Here is a 20,595-nt window from a genome sequence, read left to right as displayed (position 1 = left end):
TCCCTTTTTTATACTTAATTAAGTCATCTAAATAATTCATTCACATAGCCTCACACTAAAAATAAAATCAGATGTACTTAATAAGTTTATAGTAAGTTTTAATTTAATTATAACAGAAATTACATATTTTAACTTATTTATTAAGTATCCACTTAGTTAAAACACCTTTATATAAAAGTATATTTGTGAACACAAAAAAAGAGAGTTAAATTATTACTCTCTCAACTCAAAATACAATAAATTACTTAAACTCATTTAAAATAGTCAATTATATTAGTATTTTTAATATAATTGACTATTTATAATTGATATATTTCAAACTATTTTTGTAATCCTGCTAGTTTTAATGCTATTTCTTGTTTTTTAGCTTCAAATTGCTTTTGTAATTCAGCTTGCTTTAATGCTATTTCTTGCTTTTTGGCATCAAGTTGCTTTTGTAACTCTGCTTGCTTTAGGGCTATTTCTTGTTTTTTAGCTTCAAATTGCTTTTGTAGCTCTGCTTTTCTCTGTTCTTTATTTGCACCTTTTAATTGTGCTATTTTTACTGCTATCTCTTGTTTTTTAGCATCAAGTTGTTTTTGTAGCTCTGCTTGCTTTAATGCTACTTCTTGCTTTTTAGCATTAAGTTGCTTTTGTAACTCTGCTTGTTTTAGTGCTACTTCTTGCTTTTTAGCATCAAGTTGTTTTTGTAGCTCTGCCTTTTTTAATGCTACTTGTTGTTTAACTGCAGTTACTTTTGAAGATATTTCTGTTTTAGATATAGTTCTTGCTTGTGCATTAGATATTATTGGAGTAGTTAAATTTAATGCTATTACTGCTCCCCCTACTAATGCTATTACCCTTGCTCTTGACTTTTTCATATGTGTTTCCTCCCAATAATAGTAGTATTAATCACCATTAAGGTTAATTAATACTACTATTATCGTTGGTAAGAGTTAAATCTTTAGGTAAATATCAAATGTTTAACATCAATTTAATATTAGTTTAAAAGTTTTAACTTAATCACTTTGTATATTAACCAAGTATCTGTTGTAAATAACTTATTTATTTTTTTGCATTACATAATTTATTAATTGAACACCATCTCTATCTACAAATTGTTTTTTTACTACTATATATCCTCGCTTTTCAAAAAATAATTTTGCTGTTATAGAAGCATGCGTTATAATGTGGTCTACATCATATTTATTCTCTAATACATCGCAAATTGATGTTGCTATTCCACGATTTTGATAATTTTTATGTACATATAATCTATCTAAATAACCTACATTATTAACATCACCAAAACCAACTATAGTTCCATTGTCCTCCATAACTACTGTATAGTTATTTAAAAAAGATTTATTCCACTTATCTATATCTATATTTCCTGTAGCCCATACATCTAACTGTTCTTGTGTATAGTCTTTTGAATTAATGTAATGAACTGTATTATAAAATAAATCAGTGATTGCTTTACAATCACTTGTTTTGTATTCTCTTATTTCCATGTCAATTCTCCTATTAAATTATTTCAATAAATTCACTAGCAACTACTCATTGTTTTTTTCTGCTAATATTAGATATACAACTCCTATAACTAGTGAAATTATGCTTAATGTTGTAAGGGTGCCTCCTACATAACTTAACATATTCGAAAACAACTCTTCATCCCATGAAGAAACATTTGATCCAAAAATTGCAGCACTTATATATCTTGTTGAATATAATATTGCCGATATCAAACAAAATATTGCTCCAGTTCCTCTTCTATTCATAGTTTCCTCCCTCTACTTTTTATTTAATTGTATCAGAATTATTACACACAGGACATAGCATTGTTATTCTTACTGTAGATAAATTAATATCTCAGTAATATACACAATAAAAACCCTCTTAATAAAGAGGTTTTTTTATTAACTAAGTCTCATTATTGCTATAATTTAGTTAGCTTCCATATTGACAGTTTTGCAATAAAGTTGTAATATCAATAGGATTATAGCTTTTTATAGTACATAAAAAATTATGTCCATTTTAAAACTGTTAATAAATATAATTTTTTATATTTGGATAATCATAAAATTAAAATAAAGGATGATAAAAAATGACAGAACAAAATTTAAACTTGATTGATGAAGTTAAAAGAAGAAGAACTTTTGCAATCATTTCCCATCCCGATGCAGGAAAAACTACATTAACTGAAAAGTTCCTATTATATGGTGGAGCTATTCGTGAAGCAGGATCTGTTAAATCAAGAAGATCTCAAAAACATGCAGTCTCTGACTGGATGGAAATTGAAAAACAAAGAGGTATATCTGTTGCATCAAGTGTTCTTCAATTTGAATATAATAACTTTTGTATAAACATTCTTGATACTCCTGGGCATCAAGATTTCAGTGAAGATACTTATAGAACTCTTATGGCTGCAGACTGTGCAGTAATGGTTATTGACTCTGCTAAAGGGGTTGAGGAACAAACAAAGAAATTATTCCACGTTTGTAAAATGAGAGGAATTCCAATTTTCACGTTCATAAATAAAATGGACCGTCAAGGAAAAGACCCATTTGAATTACTTGAAGATATTGAAAATGTGTTAGGAATTCGTTCTTGCCCAGTAAACTGGCCAATTGGTTCTGGTAAAGAATTTAGAGGTGTATTTAACCGTCATAAAAATCAAATAGAATTATTTGATGATGGTAACCACGGACAATCTATCGCTAACTCTATAACTGGAGAAGTAACTGATGAAAAATTCAATACTTTATTAGGTGATGCTCTTCATTCAAAATTACTAGAAGATATTGAACTTTTAGATATAGCTGGTGATAATTTTGATTTAGATAAAATATTAAATGGTGAATTATCACCTGTATTCTTCGGAAGTGCCCTTACTAACTTTGGTGTTGAACCATTTTTAGAGTCATTTTTAGAGATAACACCACCACCTATGCCTCGTAGCAGTAACTTAGGTGATATAGACCCTAATTCTGATAACTTCTCAGGATTTATATTTAAAATCCAAGCTAATATGGATAAAGCTCATAGAGATAGAATTGCATTCCTTAGAATTTGCTCTGGTAAATTCGAAAAAGGTATGGCAGTAAATCATGTTCAAAGAAATAAGAAGATAAAACTTTCTCAACCACAACAGTTTGTGGCACAAGACCGTGTTATAATAGATACAGCTTATCCAGGGGATATTATAGGTATACATGACCCAGGTATATTTAATATTGGTGATACTTTAAGTGAAAAACAATCAAAGCTTGAGTACACTGGTATACCACAATTTGCTCCTGAACATTTTGCAAGAGTTTCTACAAAGAATGCTCTTAAGAGAAAGCAATTTGTAAAAGGTATTACACAATTAGCAGAAGAAGGTGCTATACAAGTATTCAAACAACCTAACTTTGGTATGGAAGAACTTATAGTAGGAGTTGTTGGAGTTTTACAATTTGAAGTTTTAGAATATCGTCTAAAGCAAGAGTATGGTGTTGACATGTTAATGAACTCACTACCTTACCGCTATGTACGTTGGATTGAAAATGATATTTCTAAATCTGACAAGATTTCAATGCCAATGGATACACTACTAGTTGAAGATAAAAATAGAAATCCAGTTGTATTATTCCAAAATGAATGGTCTATTAGACACTTTATTGAAAGAAATGAAAATTTAAGTTTAAGAGAAACTTCTTTATAATATATTCAAAAAAGGATGTAGTGATAAAATAAAATATTACTACATCCTTTTACATTCAGTTATAATTTTGTTGCTTTAGTTGCAATAAATGTATCTATATGCTTATCTAAAAGTCCATCCCCTAACTTATCTTCATAAAAGCCACTAATTACAAAACCAGCATCTATTTGACCCCCTATTTGACTTTGTAGAGAGTGACCAAATTCTAATGTATCTTTCGTTTGTATTCTTTCTTCTAACTGATCTTTTGGAAGTTGTTCTATATCCGAATACGGTATGCTATTTCTCACAATTAATTTATTATTTTTTTCCCATTCATATAAATCAAATATGTAGGAAATAGGATTTGAGAACCCTGCTATCAATACCCCACCTGGTCTTAGTACTCTATAACATTGTGACCATACAGTCTCAATATTATCAATAAAACAGTTAGATACTGGGTGAAATATAAAATCAAAAGTTTCATTATCAAACCTTGATAAATCTCTCATATCACCTTGTTGAAGCTTTATATTTAAGTTATCTCTATTAGCTACCATTTCATCTTTTGATAATTGCTCCTTACTATTATCAAAAACTGTTACATTGGCTCCAAGTGCCGAAAATATAGGCCCTTGTTGCCCTCCTCCAGATGCAAGACATAATAAGTCTTTTCCTGCTACGTCTCCTATCCAATTGTTAGGTACAGGCTTTGTTGGAGTTAATAGTATTGTGTAATTTCCCTTCTTAGCCATATCTACATCTACAGAGCTTACTGGTATCGTCCATTTGTTTCCTATCTTAACTTCATTGTCCCAAGCAATTTCATTGTGTTTTCTTATATCCATTATCTTAATACCCCCTATTTATTATCTCTACAACATTCTACTGTATCTTTTTAGTAGTTCAAATTCACTTATTTTGCATCTATTTTTTCAGCTTCATAATTTATAAACTTTTTAACCTCTGGATTTACAACAATACTACATACAATAATAAGTCCAACTATGGTACTTCCCATTATAACAGCCCTAGGATTCATAAATTCACCTAATACCCCACCAACAAAATTTCCAATAGGTGAAATAGCCATTGCTAAAGTACCTATTGTAGCAAATACCTTTCCTCTTTTATCAGCTGGTGTCAGTTCCATTATTGTTGAGTTTGCAACTGTGTTAAATACAAACATAAATCCAAATGCACTAGTAAAGCATATGATGATGATTACAAAATTATTTATAAATGCCCCTAACCCTATAAGCGATACAAACGTTACTATTGAAAAGATATAAACATTATATTTCTGATTTGACTTAATAGTTATAAATGATAATACAAATGTACCTATTAAAAATCCAAAGCTTTGAAATCCATTTAAAACTCCATACTTTGCCATCCCAAGAGAAGGATCAGATACAAACCAAGGTATTATTAGAACTCTTATCATTCCAAATAAAAAATTCACAAAGAAAGCCATAATTAAACTTCTAATTAATCCTTTAAATCGTAGTATAAATTTTATACCTTCCATAAAATCTTCTCTAAAAGTTATATTTATATTTTTTCTTTCTATTTTAGGAATTTTAATAAATCCTTCGGTAAAAGCTGAAAATAGGTATGATACTGAATTGACTAAAAACATTAAAGGTGCTCCTATGACTGTATATAAAAGACCTCCTATAGATTGACCAACTATGTCTGCTCCTGTAGTTGCCATTTGGTATGATGAGTTTGCCTTAATTAATTTATCACTTGGGACTATTTCTGGAAGTACAGACTGTATTGACGGATTGAAAAAAGATGAACATATTCCAAGCACTATTCCCATTAGCATTACCATCCATATTTTCAATGAACCATTTAGTGCTAATATAGCAATAATTAACATTCCTATTCCTCTTATTAAATCCCCAAGTATAATTAACTTTTTCCTATCACATCTATCTACTATAACACCTGCAAAAGGACCTAGTATTATTCTGGGTATTGTAACTAAAGCCATAATACTACCCATAATTGTAGTTGATCCAGTTTCTTGCAATACCCAAAATCCTAAAGCTATTGAGTATAACGCATCTCCAAAAACAGATACTAATTGACCTTGCCATAGTAGAAAAAAGTTTCTATTCCATAACTTCATAGGCATTCCCCCTAAATGTAGTAATTTAAAATACCATCTATAATAGTATATTAATTCCAGTGCTCTAGCTATATAACTTTATTAAATTTAGTCACATCACCAAGTAATTCTATGTGATTATTATTTATAACAATAGCTCCAGTATCCTTAATGGCATAAACTATTCGTTTCTTTTCATCCAACACTCGATTTATAGAAGACTTTTGTATATCTGTTTCATTATAATGAACTTCGATATTAAAACTTTTTATAATGTCTAACCCTATATTGTATGAAAAAGTATCATAATCTTTATCGGGAGAAATATGATATTCTTTAGTTTGTATCATTGCACCAGCACTAGCACCTATTATTATACCTTTAAATGTTTCTATGTATTTTATTAAACCTAATTCCTTTAATCTATCCATTGTTTTATCTGGAAGTCCTCCAGTAAAAAATAAAATATCACTCTTTCCTATCATTTCTATGATATTTTCTTTTTCATCTGTGAAATAATTTATCCAGCTAATATTATCTTCTCTAATCCCATAACTAGCAAATGGAGATACTACTTCCTTATAATATTTTCCATAGTTAGGATTATATGATTTTTGCCAATCTTCATCACTGCTTATTTTCCTATTATCAAATGATAAAGGGACTATTAATACTCTATGATTACTATTAATAATACCTTTTAATCTTTCATAACACCAAGTCTCATCAAAATTATATCTACTAATTAAGATATTTATCATGGTCTCCCCTACCTTATTCTAATGATTTATTTTGTATAAAGTATAACTATTACTACCATATTAACTTTATTCATTTCTTTTTAAATATAAGATTAGTTATAGTACCTAAAATTAAAGCTGGAATTGCAGCTACTGTTAATGTACCTATTACAACGGTTACAGATAATTCAAACAATTGAGCTATAAATAGCCCTGCAATAATTGCATAAAATAATATATAATCTAATTTTCTAAATGATGAAAAGTTCATATTATTACCACCTCTTTAACTCATAATTTATAATGATTGTTAATTTAATTATATCAAAAGTTAGAGTTTAATTGTCTATTATATCCATATACAACGGTATATCTATTTTTAACTGACTGTAGGAGCAATAATATTAATATTATTGCTCCTTTCTTATCACTAGCCCTAACATATTTTTATTCATAATTTTACTGCATAAAATTTTACATATTCGTTAGATCTCCTTTAACAAGTTGTATTAGAAATGATTTCCATAGTCTCCTCCTAACGTTTATAACTTCTCTTCTAAAATCATACTTTTTTTGTAGAAATTATATTTTCTATAAAATTCTAATACCTCTTCATTACCTTCTGCAACTACTATTCTCTTTGTTTTTAAATGCTTACTATTTAGCCACTCTAATGCTCTATTCATTAATTCTTCACCAAAGCCATACTTACGATACTCTGCCTCTATAAAAATCGAATCAATTTCCCCTACTAATTCTTTATTTATGGTGCTAATACAATATCCAATGTATAAGTTTTTATCTATATCTTTAATTAAATCTACTTTGATATCTACATTATTATCATTTATAAACTTGTTTTTTCTGTCTTCAAATTTAAGATTTGAAAATCTATACTCAAAATAGTTTGAACTAGCTTTATGATGTTCATTTAAATTTTCCCATAATGGCTTTACGCAATCTACTAATTCTACGCTTCCAGTTATAAATTGGTACTTCTTCATATAAAACCTCCTTCATTTTTAGTATAATCAACCTTTAATTATAGCTAAAATTAAGATTGCTATTTTTTATATACTTAATTAAATCATCTAAAGAGTTCATATATAAATCTAATGATGTTCCATTTTCCAAATTACTACTACCATCTTTGTTCAAGCCTTTCTCTGCTGTACTTCTAACAGCTAACCCGCTATTCGGTAATTTAAATACTATAGGATCAATACCCACACCATCTCCTCCAGTATTTTCATTCCCTACAACCTTTGCCCAGCCACTATCTTTGCAAAATATAGCAAATCCCTCAGATGATGAAAATACACCTCTATCTACTAATAAATATATATTTCCACTATAACCTTTTTCATCCTGCTTAATTTTATACATATTACCATTATAAATATTTAATTTATATTCAGTATAATATTTATAATCCTCTATATTTTTTACTTTCTCTAGTATATCTTTATCAGGAAATTTATTTATTTCTTTTAAATCTATGCCTCTTTTTGCATAATAATCTTTTGTTATTTTTCCATCCTTATGAAGTGCATATGTGGTGCTCTCATATGTCTTATTTATTATGGGGCTTACAATATGATTAATCCACAGTTGATTATTCCCACCACCATTGCCTCTTATATCTATAATATAATCGTTATACTTATTAATCTCTTTATATAACTTATTTATTTTACTAATATCCTCATCACTAAATTCTGTAAAGTTATTAACTTTAAGATATGCTATCTCATTATCAATTATATTTGTTTGTATATTGTCTTTGTTATTTTCATAAATTTTTTCATTAACTTTTTTATCTAAACTTTGTAAATTATTGTTTTGCGCTAAATAATTTTCCCATTTTTTATTTTTGTCTACTAAATCTTTATCATTTAAAACGTTAAGTTGATAATCGCTTTTATATGTACTTCTACACCAATCTATTTTATCTGGGGGTATTAAATTAGTGTGGCCATCTTGAAGTAAACTTATTGAAGCATTCATTATGTCATAAAATTCCTGATTGTTGTTACTATTTTCTATTTCTTTTTTTAAAACTTCATAAAGATCTAAGTATTCTGTTTTGTATTTATTATAAAAAACATCAAAATTACAGTAATTTTCTTTCATTGTATTTATATAATAGTTAAAATCCTCTACTTTTTCTTCTTTACTTAATTCTTTTAATTTCTCGTCTCTGCTACATCCAATTGATAGGCTTAATAAGAAAATTAATAAAATTAAACTTATTATTCTTCTCAAATAATTACCTCCTAAAAATAAAATTATATTCATTCTCTTAACGTTAATCTTTTATTATTCAATACATGCATAATTTTTCACTCTCAAATAATAAAATTTATGAACAATTAACTTTGTCCTATAACTTATTTTTCATATATCTATTTGCCAAAAGTTATTTAGTTTGCTAATTTATAAATATCATTGTATAGCTACATATAAATAACAATGAATTAAAATATCTGAAAAACTTAGCATACCAAAATACCCTACGTCTATTTTCTAGACGTAGGGTATTTTGCATCAACATATCTTGTATTCACTTTTTATTTAAATATATCTTTTATCTGTATTAATGATATTACAATTTTACTAATCCATTCCGATTATCTTAAAATCTTTACTTCTTAATATATCAACTAATTCATTATCCGAAGTAATTTTTTTATCTGTATATATACCCGTTGCACATAGGTCTTCTTGCTTATGTACATCACTTCCACCTGTAGCTATTAAAGTTGGATTCGCTTTATAAATAGCTTCCGTCAAATCATTATGATTGTTGTGTCTTGGGTTTAGGTTGAATATTTCTAATCCATGTAAATAGTTTATATCTTCTAGTTTACTACCTCTTTCTCTATGAGGATGAGCTTGTATAATAACAGCTTTGTCCTTGAACTTATTATAAAATTCCTTCAATTCCATTTCTATCATCCACTCATTTTCTAAAAAATCATTCTTTTCAAATCCATATACTAAAAAGTCATTAGTATCACTTTTAAAACTAATTTCCATACCTAGACCTATATAAAAATCCTTATCTTTGCAATATTCTTTAGCTCTATCATAGCTATAGAAATATTCATTTGTCTTTTCCTTCCAATCCTCTTTATTACATTTTCTGTAATAGCCCCTTCTCATGTGGTCTGTAATTACTAGCCCAGAATAGCCGTCTTCTATATATTGGTCTATTATTTCTTCTATACTAAGGCGTCCACAAGGACTAACCTCTTTTGTATGTACATGTAAGTCATATTTAAATTTCATATTTTTCTCCTTGATGTAATTTCCCTTTTTATTTTATATTAATTTAAATCTTCTACCCTTTAATATATCATAATAATTACTAATAATAAACTTGATACTAAAAATTTAGCTTTGATTAATATATACCTGATTAAAGTTGAAATAAATTATTTATAAATTAAAAATTTAATTTAATAAAATTCTTAAGATTTAATAAAAGACCCATCATATAATCATTTTAATTATATGATGGGTCTTTACTTATCTAACTACAGGTTTACATTCTGAATTTACACTACTTAACTTATTTTTCTTTAATAATCTATAACATATAAATATAGTCACTACCTCTGCGAAAACTATAGTTCCCCATATTCCATTTATTCCAAATAAATAAGGTAGTACAAGTATACCAACAAATATAAAAATTAGCCCTCTACTTGCAGCTACTATTATTGAAGATTTTGCATCATCAATAGCTGTAAAATAAGAAGATATTAATATATTTAAACCATTAAATAAGAATGCTAATCCATAAATTCTCGCTCCAGTACTTGCCATTTCTAATACATTTTTTCCATCTTTCAAGAAAATATTTATCAATGGCTTAGAGAATACAGACATTATTATAAATATTATAACTCCGATTACTATATTAACGATTACTGATGCTTTTAATAGCTTTTGTACTCTTTCATTATTCTCAGCACCAAAGTTATAGCTTACTATAGGTCTAATACCATCAGCTATACCAAATAGTATCATATATCCAACTTGAGCTATATAATTGATTATAGAGAATGCGGCTATACCACTTTCACCAGCTATTTTCATAAGTGCAGTGTTAAATAAAAACATAGACAATGCATTTGATATTGAAGAAACTCCTTCTGATGAACCATTGTACATCATTGGGAATATTTCAACTTTAGCAAATTTTCCTTTATATATGTTAATAGAAGATTTTTTGCTTAAAAAAGGTATTATATTTATAAAAAATGCAGTAGAATATGAGATTCCAGTTGCTAATGCAGCTCCACTTATTCCCATATTGAATTTTTTAATTAATAAATAATCTAACACTACATTTATTAATACCGCTACTATCATACTTATTAATGATATTGTTGGTTTCCCAATTGATCTTACTACCATTTCAAATAAGAACATTGCAGATACAAATATTACAAATAACGATATAGTCTTTATATAAGTAGAAGCACCTTCTACTAATGCATCATTAGCACCTAACATTAATGCTATATTATCACTAAAAAATAATCCTAATATAGTTACAGCAACTGATGCTAGAACTAATAAAATTAATGCTGTTCTAAATACATTTTGTGCTTTTTCAGTTTCTCCTTTGCCTAGGCTTATACCTATTATACTTTGAGCACCAACACTTATAACTAAAGCATAAGCCATTATAAGTTGCATATAAGGCTGAACTAAATTGACACTAGCTAGAGCATTTTCTCCTATTATATTTCCAACAAATAACCCATCTATTATTCCTTGTATTCCTATAAATATCATTCCTATGATACTTGGTATCGTAAATTTAATAAATAGCTTAGATAGTCTTTCTGTTCCTAAAATTGTTTGATCCATACTTATCACCTCGAAACAAGTATAAACCTTTTTGTAACACAAATGTCAATAGCAATTAATCTAAAGGTATAGTTATTTCTACAAAATTAATTGTTCCTTTTTCATTGTATACTACCCATATCCAATTAATACTAATATCTAAATTTAGATTTTCTTTATTATCGTAAAAGTTACTTAAAATCAATTTTATATATTCTTCTACTTCATCCATCGTTCCTACAAACTTTGTTTTAATAAAATTTCCTTTATATTTTTTCTTATATATCTTTTTATCTTCTTCAATTATTAAATTACTTGTATTGTATTCATATATAGCCATATATTTTTTATCATCTATTAGAGTATTTTTATCTTTAGCTTCATACATTATCATCCATGGCTCTAAGTACAAAGACCTTAAAGAACTATCTTTTTGTTTAATTTTACTATTTATTAGATATTCTATAGGAATAAATACTATTGTATTATCTTCATTCTTGATTTCTAGTTTCTCAAAATCGTAGTTATTTTCAAAATTAAGCATTTCATTTAAAATTGCTTTCTTTTGTTTTGCTTGTTCTTTTATTTTTAGTAAATGTTCAATCTTTTCATCTATAGTTTTTTCTTGTAAATCTATTAAATCTATGTAATTATCAATACTTTCATTTTTTAGTGCTTCTTTAATGTTAGATAAAGGTATTTCTAAGTACTTTGCATCTAATATTAAATCTAGCATTTCTATTTCTTTTAATGAGTAATATCTATACCCATTATCTTCATTAATTATAGGGTTTAATAGACCTATCCTATCATAGTGTCTAAGTGTTTCAGATGTAATATTAAATAACTTACTAATTTGACCTACTGTCATTAACCATTCCATAATCTCTGCTCCTAAGTTTAATCTATATTTAAGTTTTTGTTTATCTATATTATACCAATTTTAATTATATATCATAATCTGTTGATTAAAGTAAACATTTTATAGAGCAATAAAAATAGAGAGTATTAAGTTTATATATACTCTCTAGGTAATTTAAAATATAAGTTTTTAATAGTCTATACTTAACTATGCTAAGTTCTAGTCTTTACTAGTTTTTCTGCATCAATTTATCTAACAGTTTTAAAATTTGAGGATAGAAATCTTCAAATGTTTTATACTTATCTCTATTTGGCTCATACTCTTTTTTTAGTAAATCTATTATATCCTCTACATAAATAAAACTACATTCTTTTTCCATTTTTAGATACTTGTCAACTTCTTCTTTAGTTCCATAAATATCAGTAATCCTTATAACAGCAGCTCTTACAATATGCTCATTTAAGCAAGTCTCCCACGTAGAATATGCTTGCTTTTCCATATCAGCTTTTATTGGTTCATAAAGTTTAGAATATTTATTAACTTCTTTAATATTTTGTGTAGCTAAGTAGTTTACAAAAGAATGACCAAATTCGTGTCTAACAATATATTTAAAATATACATCATCAGAAAATACTGGTACGTCATTTTTTATTCCACTTGATCCTAATATAGAGTATAAATCATAGCTTCCATCTTTATTTTTTATTTTAGGACCATAATTATTTGCATAAAGCATGCCATTTAGTACGATATTATATCCTCTTTGTTCTTTACCATAGTATTTTTCTACTTGAGAAACATAATCTATATCTTCTAAATTATTTACTGTATTGTCTATTATCTTATTATAATAATCTAAATGTTCATTATAAAATTCATAAAAATTTGTTTCAGCACAAAAATCATTTAGTGCTTCAACGAATTTTAGAAACTTCTTTTCTCCTCCAGCTCTTTCCATACACTGAGTATAAACATAATCTTGTTTATCTATATCTTCTCTTAAGGTTAAATTTGGTGTATTGCTTAAAAATAACATAGCTGTAGGTGGTGCATCATAACTAAATCCATTATTATTAAACATTGATCTAAATATATTTACTGCTTTATGGTTTTTAAATTTGTTAAAGCGTTCTTCTACATCTTTCTTATATGATAAATTTTCTGGTGTAATGCTCTTAGTACTTTCGTTATAATCTGGACATAAATAAATAATTACAGATAGCAACTCAATTCTAGGATCTACTATCATATTAATGTTGTTAAACTCTTTTACTATTTGTTTATTTTCTTTTCCATTAGTATCATGTTTATTCTCAACTCTCGTAGAAGTACAACCTGTAACAAACACTAATATTATGCAAAGTACTAATGAAATAGCTTTATTCTTTTTCATTTTATTCATTACTTCCCCCTCATACAATTTTAGTTACAGTAACTATTCTACTAAATCCACTGTTATTCCTCTATTGTAGGATTTTCGTAATTATTCTTTTAAACTAGACTATATTTATTAATTTGTAAACCTTAGTAAGTAACCATCTGGATCTTGTATAAGAAATTCCTTTTGAACTTCTTCATTTCCATCACATAAATATATAGTTTCTTTTAGCTCTCTGTAAATATTTATCTTACTATTTTTAACAATATCATATAGGCGTTCAATGTCATTGCAAGCTATTGAAAAATTTATCCCTCTACCTAATGGATATTCTAAAACATCTGTATTCCATCCATATGAATGAATTTCTTCAAACATAAATTGACTATCTCCATAAGATAAAAACATAAATTTCTCATTCAGTCTTTGATATTCTAGTTTAAAACCTAAAATGGATATGTAAAAATACTTTGTATCTTCAATATTATTTACAGATAGTTCTGGTATTAATGAGTTAAATTTCATGAACCCTCCCCCTAAATGTTTATATCTATCTTATTAATATTATTTACTCACTTATCCCCAAATACCTGCTAAGTTTTTTACACATCCTATAATTTAACTTTTTTCTTACTAATATTAGCTACCTTGACCTCTATTGAAATATTGGTAATTTTATCCTATAATTAAACAATCTATTACTACGTATAAAAATGAAGGTTATGTAAACTTTACTTTAGTTTTTACTGCCATACTACTTGTGTATTTACTTATCGTATTAGTTTTTAAAACTTATTGATATATTTTCTATTCATTTATACTAAATTTAAATTTTACTTATCATGAAAGGATGTGACACACTTGAGTATAAATAAATTTAAACCATTTTCGATATTAATTATTTTATGTCCTCTAGTGACTATTATAGATTACTTACTATTTAACCGAAATAACACCTTTTATATCGTCACATATACTCTTTTGTGTGTTATTTTTGCTTTATATGGACAATACTCGTTATTCTTAGTTTTAAAACCATATAAAAATATGGATTTTAAAACCTATATGATAGCCTTGTTGCTTGGTAGTGTTTCATTATGGGCTATATATTTGTTTGTTGTCTTTAAAGTTATATTATAATATTTTAAATTCTAAACACTCTTGAAGTAGTAGTTTCTATAATTTGTTATTTTATGGTAAATATTATATAATTGTTTTATAAAATTTAAAGAGGTGATTGTTTGAAGTTAACAGAAAAACAACTATCTACAATAACAATTGTATCTACCTTTTGCTTACTTATATTTGATTCACTATTTTTACCTAATGCATCTTTCAATTTATTTAAATTAGTTGCAAATATTTTTATTATAATTTTTTTAATTAGACTTATAAATAGTGCGATATCAGAGATAAAATCTAAGAGCAAAGTAAATGTTGTTGGTTTTATCGTTACTTTTATTCTTGTAGCATTTATGTTTAAAGTGGTTAATTTTTAACCACTTTTTGTGATGTCATAAAAATAGCCCCCTAAAATTAACAGATTTTTAATTTAATCTGCAAACTCTAAGAGGCTTATAACTTACTTATTTAAAAAGATACTATTTAAAGTAACTTAATCAGTCCTTCTAACTCTTCAGATAAAGTTCTTGCAAGTTCAAAGTCAGTGTCTACTAAAGCAAGTGCTATTTTCATTTCAACTTCTTTTTTCTTTTGCTCTATTTGTAAATAGTCTTTATCAAAATGAGTATCATAAATCATCTTTCTAAATTTACGCATATTAACTTTTCTAATTTTCTTATCTTCTATCATTAAAACATAATCCATAGAATTAATTATAAAATGATAATCATGAGAAATCATTAAAACTGCACCATTATAATTTTTTACAGCTTTCTCAAGAGCTATTTGTGAATAAGTATCTAAATGACTTGTAGGTTCATCAAGAAGCAACATATTTGCTTTACTAGCTGATACTTTAGCTAATTGAAGAATATTTTTTTCTCCACCAGATAAAGATTCTATCTTTTGTTCAATAAATTTTTCTCCAAAACCATAATTTGAAAGATATCTTCTAATCTCTCTGTAAGTTTCAAATCCTGCATCGTAAAACTCTTCAAGTATTGTATTAGACTCATTTAGTATCTCACCTTGCATCTGAGATAAATAAGCCACTTCAATGTTGTCATTTATTTCAATAGAATCACTATTATTTTTAAATATTGATCTAAGTAAAGTAGTTTTTCCAACTCCGTTTGTACCAATAATAGCTACTTTATCATTAGATTTAATCTCAAAGTTAACATCTTCTAAAAGTACTTCATCAAAAGCTACACTAAAATCATTAACTTTTAAAGCAACAGTCTCTTCTATTTCATTATCAGTAACTAAATTTATATCAGGTTGTTTAATATCTACAAATGGAGCTTTAATTCTACGTGCTTCTAATCTTTCTTGAATTTTAACTCTAGCTTTTAAAGCTCTTCCGTTAGATGCTTCAGCATTATAAGTTGCTCTTTCTCTTAGCTTTTCTATTAAAGCTTCATTTCTTTCAATTTCTTCATCATCAGCAATAGCTAATTCTTGCATCTCAATCTTAGTTTGAAGTAATGAGAAATTATAATCAATATATCTTCCATCAAATTCTTGAAGTTCCGTATTTTCAAGATGTATAATTTTATTAAAACAATGATTTAATAGATATCTATTATGTGTAATAATTAGCATTGTTTTTTTGTGAGAGTTAATTAGATTTTTAAGAGAATTAAGATTCTCAAAATCTAAAAATACATCTGGTTCATCCATAATCATTAGGTCTGGCTTATTAAGCATTTCCTTAATTACTTGAATAAGTTTAAACTCCCCACCACTAAGTTCAGATATCATTCTATCTTTATGCTTATTTAAGTTTGCAAGATTTAGTTTTTTATTAATATTACTTTCGTAATCATCACCATCAATTGCATCAAATGCATCTAAAGCTTCTTGATACTGCTCTAATAAAGTCTCTATATCTGAAGATGTTTCCATTTCAGTACAAATAGATGCGATTTTTTCTTGCAGTTTAATAAATTCTTCTGCTATATATTCAAAAACAGTAGTTTCTTTTGTTTTTTCTAGTTGTGAGAACTGGCTTACATATCCAATTCTACAGTTTTGATCCATTTCTAATTTACCATCAAACATATATCTTTCTGGATCCATAATTATATCTATCAGTGTACTTTTTCCGCTACCACTGGCTCCTATAAAAGCACAATGTTGACCTTCTTCTAATGTAAATGAAATCTTATTGTATAGATCTTTGTTCGGAAATGAGTAAGACAAGTTGTCAATTTTTATCATATTATTACCTCTCTTTATCATTTAAAAAGAGCTTATAAAAATAAGCTCTTCTATGTATAATAACGACATTCTTTTTTTTAATTTACTTTTGTAAGCATAACATTTTTTGCGACTAATTTCAATCATTTTAATTAAATCTTATTATAACTAAGTGTTATTTTTAAAAAAATATTTACACAAAAATATGTTGCTATGTCTTAATCTTATTGAATAAATTTGAGTCTTTTTTTCTTTACTATAATTACCTCTGCAATAATAAATATAATGAATAGACTTGCTAACAGTACCGCTATCCCTACTGGTACTTCAATAATATATTTATCTAGTGTCATGATTACTCCTAATATAGCTGAAATTGTACCAGTTAAAAAATATGCTTTAGAAAATAAATTTATATATCCATCCGTGTCTTTTATTTTTTTAGAAGTGTCCATTCCATATTTTTTTATATTTTTAGTTTTCTTTAGTTGATATGCTCTGTATATAAACCAAAGGCCTATTAATATATTTAGCATTTATCTCTCCCCTTTTCATAAATGTATCAACATTATTATATCATATTGTTTGAATAAGCATTTTAAGGATACCTAGATTTTACTTTAAAGACTAAGTTATGTATTTAAAATATAATTAATTATTATCAACCTTTTTTAACTTTAGCTTCCCCAAAAGGTACATAGTGCCTCCAAAAAAAGCTCCTCCACAAGCCCATATAACAAATGAAATTAAACCTACTTCAATTTTTTCGCCCTCAAGTGCTGGGAATATATACTCCATCATTATAAGCATCCAAAGACCCCATTGTATCCCAGCCATCATTGATTGTTTTTTTAATCTTTTTAACTGTAATATGTATGTAGCATTATCATAAAATTCTGTTGTATCAACACCGCTTTTTCTTATTTTTATAAAAATATAATATGCATTAAATTGCTGAATAAAAAATAATGCAAATGTCCCAAATGTAAACTGATGATTAATAGAATCAAAGATAAGACTTCCCATCATTAAAATCGAAATTAAATAAAATGAATACATATTTACTTTTGCAAGAGTATTATATATTATACTTTTTTGATACTCATCTCTTTCATCTAAGTAACCTATGTAATGTTTAAAAAGTTTTTCTTCTAGTGTTTTCATGATTTTTAATCCCCCCATGTTAATCTAAAATAATGTATTTAAGTCAGTTCTATGATTTTTATTATATATATTGAAAAAATGCAGAAGGTAAATTATTAATAATTGTATAAATAAATTAACATCTATATTAATTTTATACCTAATCTTGAGATAAATAATTGAAATCATCCTCAGATAAATCATCTATGTTTATCTTCTTTTCAAGAGTATTTAAAAGATATTGTAACGCAGACTTATAATACCTTTGATTGTACCAATCCTTATCCTTAATCTCTAGAAGTTCATCTGAAACAAAGAAATCTACTCTATGGTTTACATTTGGTTTAAACTCTATTAATGTAGAAGCTAATTCTAATAAAGATTCTTTTTCTTCTTGATTAATCTCATCATAAGTATATATACTTACAACAATTAGATTACCATCATCTTCCCATTCAAATGTTCCATCTTCATACACTGGTTTTAAGTATTCAAAATCCTCTAATGTTCCTGGACGTCTATAATCTTCTAAAACTAAAAAACCAATTTCGCAACATCTATCTTGTGAATTTTTTATTATTTTAAATATCATATGATTTGATAAATTTAATTCTAACTGTAATAAAAAATAATATTTTATCAACTCTATCTTACCTCCGTATATTTTATATTAAAATATCGTAAAATTTCTTACCTATGAATTTAAATAAAATATTATTATACTGAGTTTAATTTGTAAATAAGATGTGCACGATAGGTCTTTTTTTATACCTGAATGGTAGGTTTTATAGCTAAATATATCTATAACCCTAAAATCCAAAAACAATCTGATTTATTTAAGTCAGACTTTAACCAATATTCTATGTTTAAGAAAAATTTTTTGATGTCATTATCTTTGACATTTAAACTATTAAATCTAGACCTTACATTATTCCATTGCTCAATATGGATTTTATTAGGTCCATAATAATTGAAGTTTTCTATAGCTGCATCTATAAATTCAGATAAAATCGTAAATTCTTCATCTGAAATATAGATAGATTCACTACTCCAATGCCCATCAGAAGAATCTTCATTATAATTGTTTAAATATGAAAATTCATATACATCATGTCCTTTTAATTCTGCTAATTTCATTAATTTCATAAAATAATCTCCTTAAATTTGATTTTTATATTTTTAAATGGTATGCGTACATATGTAACCCCAGATATTCATTTTTCGCTCTCTTTTACCTAAGTGTTCTATTCAATACAAATCGGAGTATAGACGGATTTAGTTTTGCATAAATCCATCTATACTCCGATTTATAATATAAAAAGTTATTCGTGCTTTTATCATTGATTTATTAAAAGAATCTTTTATAATCACTATAACAATCTAAACAAACTTTTTTCCCCTCTTGAAGTCTTGTAAATTGTTCAGATGATTTTTCTCCACATATTTCACAAACTTCTGATAAGAATATTCTAGCTTTTTCTGGAAGCTCTACATTTGACTCTGAAAAATCAAATAATTCCATTGGATTAGAATTTATTAAGTAATTTTTGTATTCTTCCCTAGATAAATCATTGTTCTTTGGTTTTAAACACATTCTAACTGACTTATTGTTCTTTCTGTTATAAAAATGATATACGCTCTTCCCTCTAAGTCTTATTAATAAGTTACCTTTTCCTACAGTGCATCCAAGCATTACTTGTATTGCATCTAATCCACATGCATCATTTTCTGATACACAAACGATTTCTTCATCTTGTGAAAAATCTAGCTCTAAGTATTCTTTAGCTGCTTTTGATACAGCATATCCTATTGCTAAGCCTGGACATTCATGTCCGTGAAATTTAATTACTTCTTCCCAAGTTTTCATAACTTATACCATTCTACTAAAGCGCTCTAAATAATATTTATCAAACCTAAAGTAGCCTTTCTTTAATATTTAACTTAATAAACTATTAACGCCCCCAAGAATAAATTTTCCACTTTGAGCTTTGATCCTTTGCTAATATATAGTCTATTTCATCCTCTCCATTACCTATAGATGACTTTGATTCATCGTTAAATTTAATATCATATTTAACCTTATATATTTCAATATCTTCTTCATCTATATTATTACTATCTATAAATGATTTATATAAATTTGCATCGTTTACTTTATCTATATTTATGATATTTACTGATTCTATATTATCTATACTGTCTTCTTGTATAGATTCTGGATATTTATAACATTTTTTATATGCCTCAGAATCATGTTTATTTTTAAATTTAAAAGATTTTTGTATAACTTTAATAGGGTTATACTGCCACTCTATTTTATTTTTATAATATGCAATTCCTGATATAACTAAAATTATACTTAAGAAAAATATAGCTATTAGTTTTTTATTTTTCATGTTAAACATAATGTTCCCTTCTCTGTATCTATATTTATAGATAATAATATTCAAATTATTTAAATAAATTTTGAACAAATGATGTGCTAGTAGCCATTTCTCA

23 protein-coding genes are annotated in these 20,595 nt (G+C 26.6%); 2 read left to right on the top strand and 21 right to left on the bottom strand.

Annotated features, from left to right (window positions below; translation table 11 throughout):
• Positions 1-320 precede the first annotated feature (320 nt).
• The 3 genes from BLP75_RS07435 to BLP75_RS07425 form a co-directional block, all read right to left on the bottom strand.
• Positions 321-860 carry a hypothetical protein gene (locus BLP75_RS07435; RefSeq protein ID WP_092725019.1) on the bottom strand — a complete coding sequence of 180 codons (540 nt, stop codon included), beginning with the start codon at positions 858-860 and terminating at the stop codon, positions 321-323.
• Positions 861-1,040: 180 nt separating this feature from the next.
• Positions 1,041-1,493 (bottom strand): GNAT family N-acetyltransferase, encoded by a 453-nt coding sequence (locus tag BLP75_RS07430; protein ID WP_092725018.1) that lies wholly within the window; start codon positions 1,491-1,493, stop codon positions 1,041-1,043.
• Positions 1,494-1,535: 42 nt separating this feature from the next.
• Positions 1,536-1,760 carry a hypothetical protein gene (locus tag BLP75_RS07425; RefSeq protein WP_092725017.1) on the bottom strand — a complete coding sequence of 75 codons (225 nt, stop codon included), beginning with the start codon at positions 1,758-1,760 and terminating at the stop codon, positions 1,536-1,538.
• Between the two features lie 326 nt (positions 1,761-2,086).
• Here BLP75_RS07425 and BLP75_RS07420 point away from each other — a divergent pair, with 326 nt between their 5' ends.
• On the top strand, positions 2,087-3,685 hold the full coding sequence (locus BLP75_RS07420; protein ID WP_092725016.1) for a peptide chain release factor 3: 1,599 nt from the start codon (positions 2,087-2,089) through the stop codon (positions 3,683-3,685).
• A 59-nt stretch (positions 3,686-3,744) separates the two neighbouring features.
• On the opposite strand, the gene BLP75_RS07415 is transcribed toward BLP75_RS07420, so the two are convergent.
• The 11 genes from BLP75_RS07415 to BLP75_RS07365 form a co-directional block, all read right to left on the bottom strand.
• Positions 3,745-4,515 carry a class I SAM-dependent methyltransferase gene (locus tag BLP75_RS07415; protein WP_092725015.1) on the bottom strand — a complete coding sequence of 257 codons (771 nt, stop codon included), beginning with the start codon at positions 4,513-4,515 and terminating at the stop codon, positions 3,745-3,747.
• A gap of 68 nt (positions 4,516-4,583) precedes the next feature.
• The gene (locus BLP75_RS07410; RefSeq protein WP_170139113.1) at positions 4,584-5,807 is read right to left on the bottom strand and encodes an MFS transporter; all 1,224 of its coding nucleotides are present in this window, start codon (positions 5,805-5,807) and stop codon (positions 4,584-4,586) included.
• A gap of 68 nt (positions 5,808-5,875) precedes the next feature.
• Entirely contained in the window at positions 5,876-6,547 is a 672-nt protein-coding gene (locus BLP75_RS07405; RefSeq protein WP_092725013.1) for a Type 1 glutamine amidotransferase-like domain-containing protein, read from the bottom strand.
• Between the two features lie 70 nt (positions 6,548-6,617).
• Entirely contained in the window at positions 6,618-6,797 is a 180-nt protein-coding gene (locus BLP75_RS07400; protein ID WP_092725012.1) for a hypothetical protein, read from the bottom strand.
• A gap of 271 nt (positions 6,798-7,068) precedes the next feature.
• A complete protein-coding gene (locus tag BLP75_RS07395; protein ID WP_092725011.1) occupies positions 7,069-7,530 on the bottom strand; it encodes a GNAT family N-acetyltransferase in 462 nt (153 codons plus the stop codon).
• 34 nt (positions 7,531-7,564) lie between these two features.
• Positions 7,565-8,791, bottom strand: coding sequence for a S41 family peptidase (locus BLP75_RS07390; protein WP_170139114.1), 1,227 nt, complete (start codon positions 8,789-8,791; stop codon positions 7,565-7,567).
• A 351-nt stretch (positions 8,792-9,142) separates the two neighbouring features.
• The gene (locus tag BLP75_RS07385; protein WP_092725009.1) at positions 9,143-9,817 is read right to left on the bottom strand and encodes a PHP domain-containing protein; all 675 of its coding nucleotides are present in this window, start codon (positions 9,815-9,817) and stop codon (positions 9,143-9,145) included.
• 240 nt (positions 9,818-10,057) lie between these two features.
• Complete coding sequence (locus tag BLP75_RS07380) at positions 10,058-11,410, bottom strand: MATE family efflux transporter (protein WP_092725008.1); 1,353 nt, start codon at positions 11,408-11,410, stop codon at positions 10,058-10,060.
• Between the two features lie 55 nt (positions 11,411-11,465).
• A complete protein-coding gene (locus BLP75_RS07375) occupies positions 11,466-12,272 on the bottom strand; it encodes a MerR family transcriptional regulator (protein WP_092725007.1) in 807 nt (268 codons plus the stop codon).
• Between the two features lie 208 nt (positions 12,273-12,480).
• Positions 12,481-13,653 (bottom strand): DUF4932 domain-containing protein, encoded by a 1,173-nt coding sequence (locus tag BLP75_RS07370; protein ID WP_092725006.1) that lies wholly within the window; start codon positions 13,651-13,653, stop codon positions 12,481-12,483.
• 108 nt (positions 13,654-13,761) lie between these two features.
• Complete coding sequence (locus BLP75_RS07365) at positions 13,762-14,154, bottom strand: bleomycin resistance protein (RefSeq protein WP_092725005.1); 393 nt, start codon at positions 14,152-14,154, stop codon at positions 13,762-13,764.
• A 716-nt stretch (positions 14,155-14,870) separates the two neighbouring features.
• Here BLP75_RS07365 and BLP75_RS07360 point away from each other — a divergent pair.
• On the top strand, positions 14,871-15,128 hold the full coding sequence (locus tag BLP75_RS07360) for a hypothetical protein (protein ID WP_092725004.1): 258 nt from the start codon (positions 14,871-14,873) through the stop codon (positions 15,126-15,128).
• 106 nt (positions 15,129-15,234) lie between these two features.
• Here the strand turns inward: BLP75_RS07360 and BLP75_RS07355 are convergent, their stop codons facing one another.
• From BLP75_RS07355 to BLP75_RS07325, 7 genes are all read right to left on the bottom strand, one after another.
• Entirely contained in the window at positions 15,235-16,974 is a 1,740-nt protein-coding gene (locus BLP75_RS07355) for an ABC-F family ATP-binding cassette domain-containing protein (RefSeq protein ID WP_092725003.1), read from the bottom strand.
• A gap of 203 nt (positions 16,975-17,177) precedes the next feature.
• Positions 17,178-17,489 (bottom strand): hypothetical protein, encoded by a 312-nt coding sequence (locus BLP75_RS07350; RefSeq protein WP_092725002.1) that lies wholly within the window; start codon positions 17,487-17,489, stop codon positions 17,178-17,180.
• Between the two features lie 115 nt (positions 17,490-17,604).
• On the bottom strand, positions 17,605-18,117 hold the full coding sequence (locus tag BLP75_RS07345) for a hypothetical protein (RefSeq protein ID WP_092725001.1): 513 nt from the start codon (positions 18,115-18,117) through the stop codon (positions 17,605-17,607).
• Between the two features lie 139 nt (positions 18,118-18,256).
• Positions 18,257-18,739, bottom strand: coding sequence for a hypothetical protein (locus BLP75_RS07340; RefSeq protein ID WP_092725000.1), 483 nt, complete (start codon positions 18,737-18,739; stop codon positions 18,257-18,259).
• 158 nt (positions 18,740-18,897) lie between these two features.
• A complete protein-coding gene (locus BLP75_RS07335) occupies positions 18,898-19,242 on the bottom strand; it encodes a hypothetical protein (protein WP_092724999.1) in 345 nt (114 codons plus the stop codon).
• A 202-nt stretch (positions 19,243-19,444) separates the two neighbouring features.
• Positions 19,445-19,963, bottom strand: a complete 519-nt coding sequence (locus tag BLP75_RS07330) for an FmdE family protein (protein WP_170827938.1) — start codon at positions 19,961-19,963, stop codon at positions 19,445-19,447.
• Positions 19,964-20,048: 85 nt separating this feature from the next.
• Entirely contained in the window at positions 20,049-20,501 is a 453-nt protein-coding gene (locus tag BLP75_RS07325; RefSeq protein ID WP_092724998.1) for a DUF4829 domain-containing protein, read from the bottom strand.
• Positions 20,502-20,595: the final 94 nt, after the last annotated feature.

The organism is Romboutsia lituseburensis DSM 797, from assembly GCF_900103615.1.
Lineage (GTDB): Bacteria > Bacillota > Clostridia > Peptostreptococcales > Peptostreptococcaceae > Romboutsia_F > Romboutsia_F lituseburensis.
The sequence above is the reverse complement of the archived record's forward strand: the minus strand, read 5'-3'. Positions and strand labels throughout refer to the sequence as shown.

Bases quoted from the DNA above. Each gene is read 5' to 3' on its own strand.
- BLP75_RS07435 (WP_092725019.1), bottom strand. From the start codon at position 860: ATGAAAAAGTCAAGAGCAAGGGTAATAGCATTAGTAGGGGGAGCAGTA.
- BLP75_RS07430 (WP_092725018.1), bottom strand. From the start codon at position 1,493: ATGGAAATAAGAGAATACAAAACAAGTGATTGTAAAGCAATCACTGAT.
- BLP75_RS07425 (WP_092725017.1), bottom strand. From the start codon at position 1,760: ATGAATAGAAGAGGAACTGGAGCAATATTTTGTTTGATATCGGCAATA.
- BLP75_RS07420 (WP_092725016.1), top strand. From the start codon at position 2,087: ATGACAGAACAAAATTTAAACTTGATTGATGAAGTTAAAAGAAGAAGA.
- BLP75_RS07415 (WP_092725015.1), bottom strand. From the start codon at position 4,515: ATGGATATAAGAAAACACAATGAAATTGCTTGGGACAATGAAGTTAAG.
- BLP75_RS07410 (WP_170139113.1), bottom strand. From the start codon at position 5,807: ATGAAGTTATGGAATAGAAACTTTTTTCTACTATGGCAAGGTCAATTA.
- BLP75_RS07405 (WP_092725013.1), bottom strand. From the start codon at position 6,547: ATGATAAATATCTTAATTAGTAGATATAATTTTGATGAGACTTGGTGT.
- BLP75_RS07400 (WP_092725012.1), bottom strand. From the start codon at position 6,797: ATGAACTTTTCATCATTTAGAAAATTAGATTATATATTATTTTATGCA.
- BLP75_RS07395 (WP_092725011.1), bottom strand. From the start codon at position 7,530: ATGAAGAAGTACCAATTTATAACTGGAAGCGTAGAATTAGTAGATTGC.
- BLP75_RS07385 (WP_092725009.1), bottom strand. From the start codon at position 9,817: ATGAAATTTAAATATGACTTACATGTACATACAAAAGAGGTTAGTCCT.
- BLP75_RS07380 (WP_092725008.1), bottom strand. From the start codon at position 11,410: ATGGATCAAACAATTTTAGGAACAGAAAGACTATCTAAGCTATTTATT.
- BLP75_RS07375 (WP_092725007.1), bottom strand. From the start codon at position 12,272: ATGGAATGGTTAATGACAGTAGGTCAAATTAGTAAGTTATTTAATATT.
- BLP75_RS07370 (WP_092725006.1), bottom strand. From the start codon at position 13,653: ATGAATAAAATGAAAAAGAATAAAGCTATTTCATTAGTACTTTGCATA.
- BLP75_RS07365 (WP_092725005.1), bottom strand. From the start codon at position 14,154: ATGAAATTTAACTCATTAATACCAGAACTATCTGTAAATAATATTGAA.
- BLP75_RS07355 (WP_092725003.1), bottom strand. From the start codon at position 16,974: ATGATAAAAATTGACAACTTGTCTTACTCATTTCCGAACAAAGATCTA.
- BLP75_RS07350 (WP_092725002.1), bottom strand. From the start codon at position 17,489: ATGCTAAATATATTAATAGGCCTTTGGTTTATATACAGAGCATATCAA.
- BLP75_RS07345 (WP_092725001.1), bottom strand. From the start codon at position 18,117: ATGAAAACACTAGAAGAAAAACTTTTTAAACATTACATAGGTTACTTA.
- BLP75_RS07335 (WP_092724999.1), bottom strand. From the start codon at position 19,242: ATGAAATTAATGAAATTAGCAGAATTAAAAGGACATGATGTATATGAA.
- BLP75_RS07330 (WP_170827938.1), bottom strand. From the start codon at position 19,963: ATGAAAACTTGGGAAGAAGTAATTAAATTTCACGGACATGAATGTCCA.
- BLP75_RS07325 (WP_092724998.1), bottom strand. From the start codon at position 20,501: ATGTTTAACATGAAAAATAAAAAACTAATAGCTATATTTTTCTTAAGT.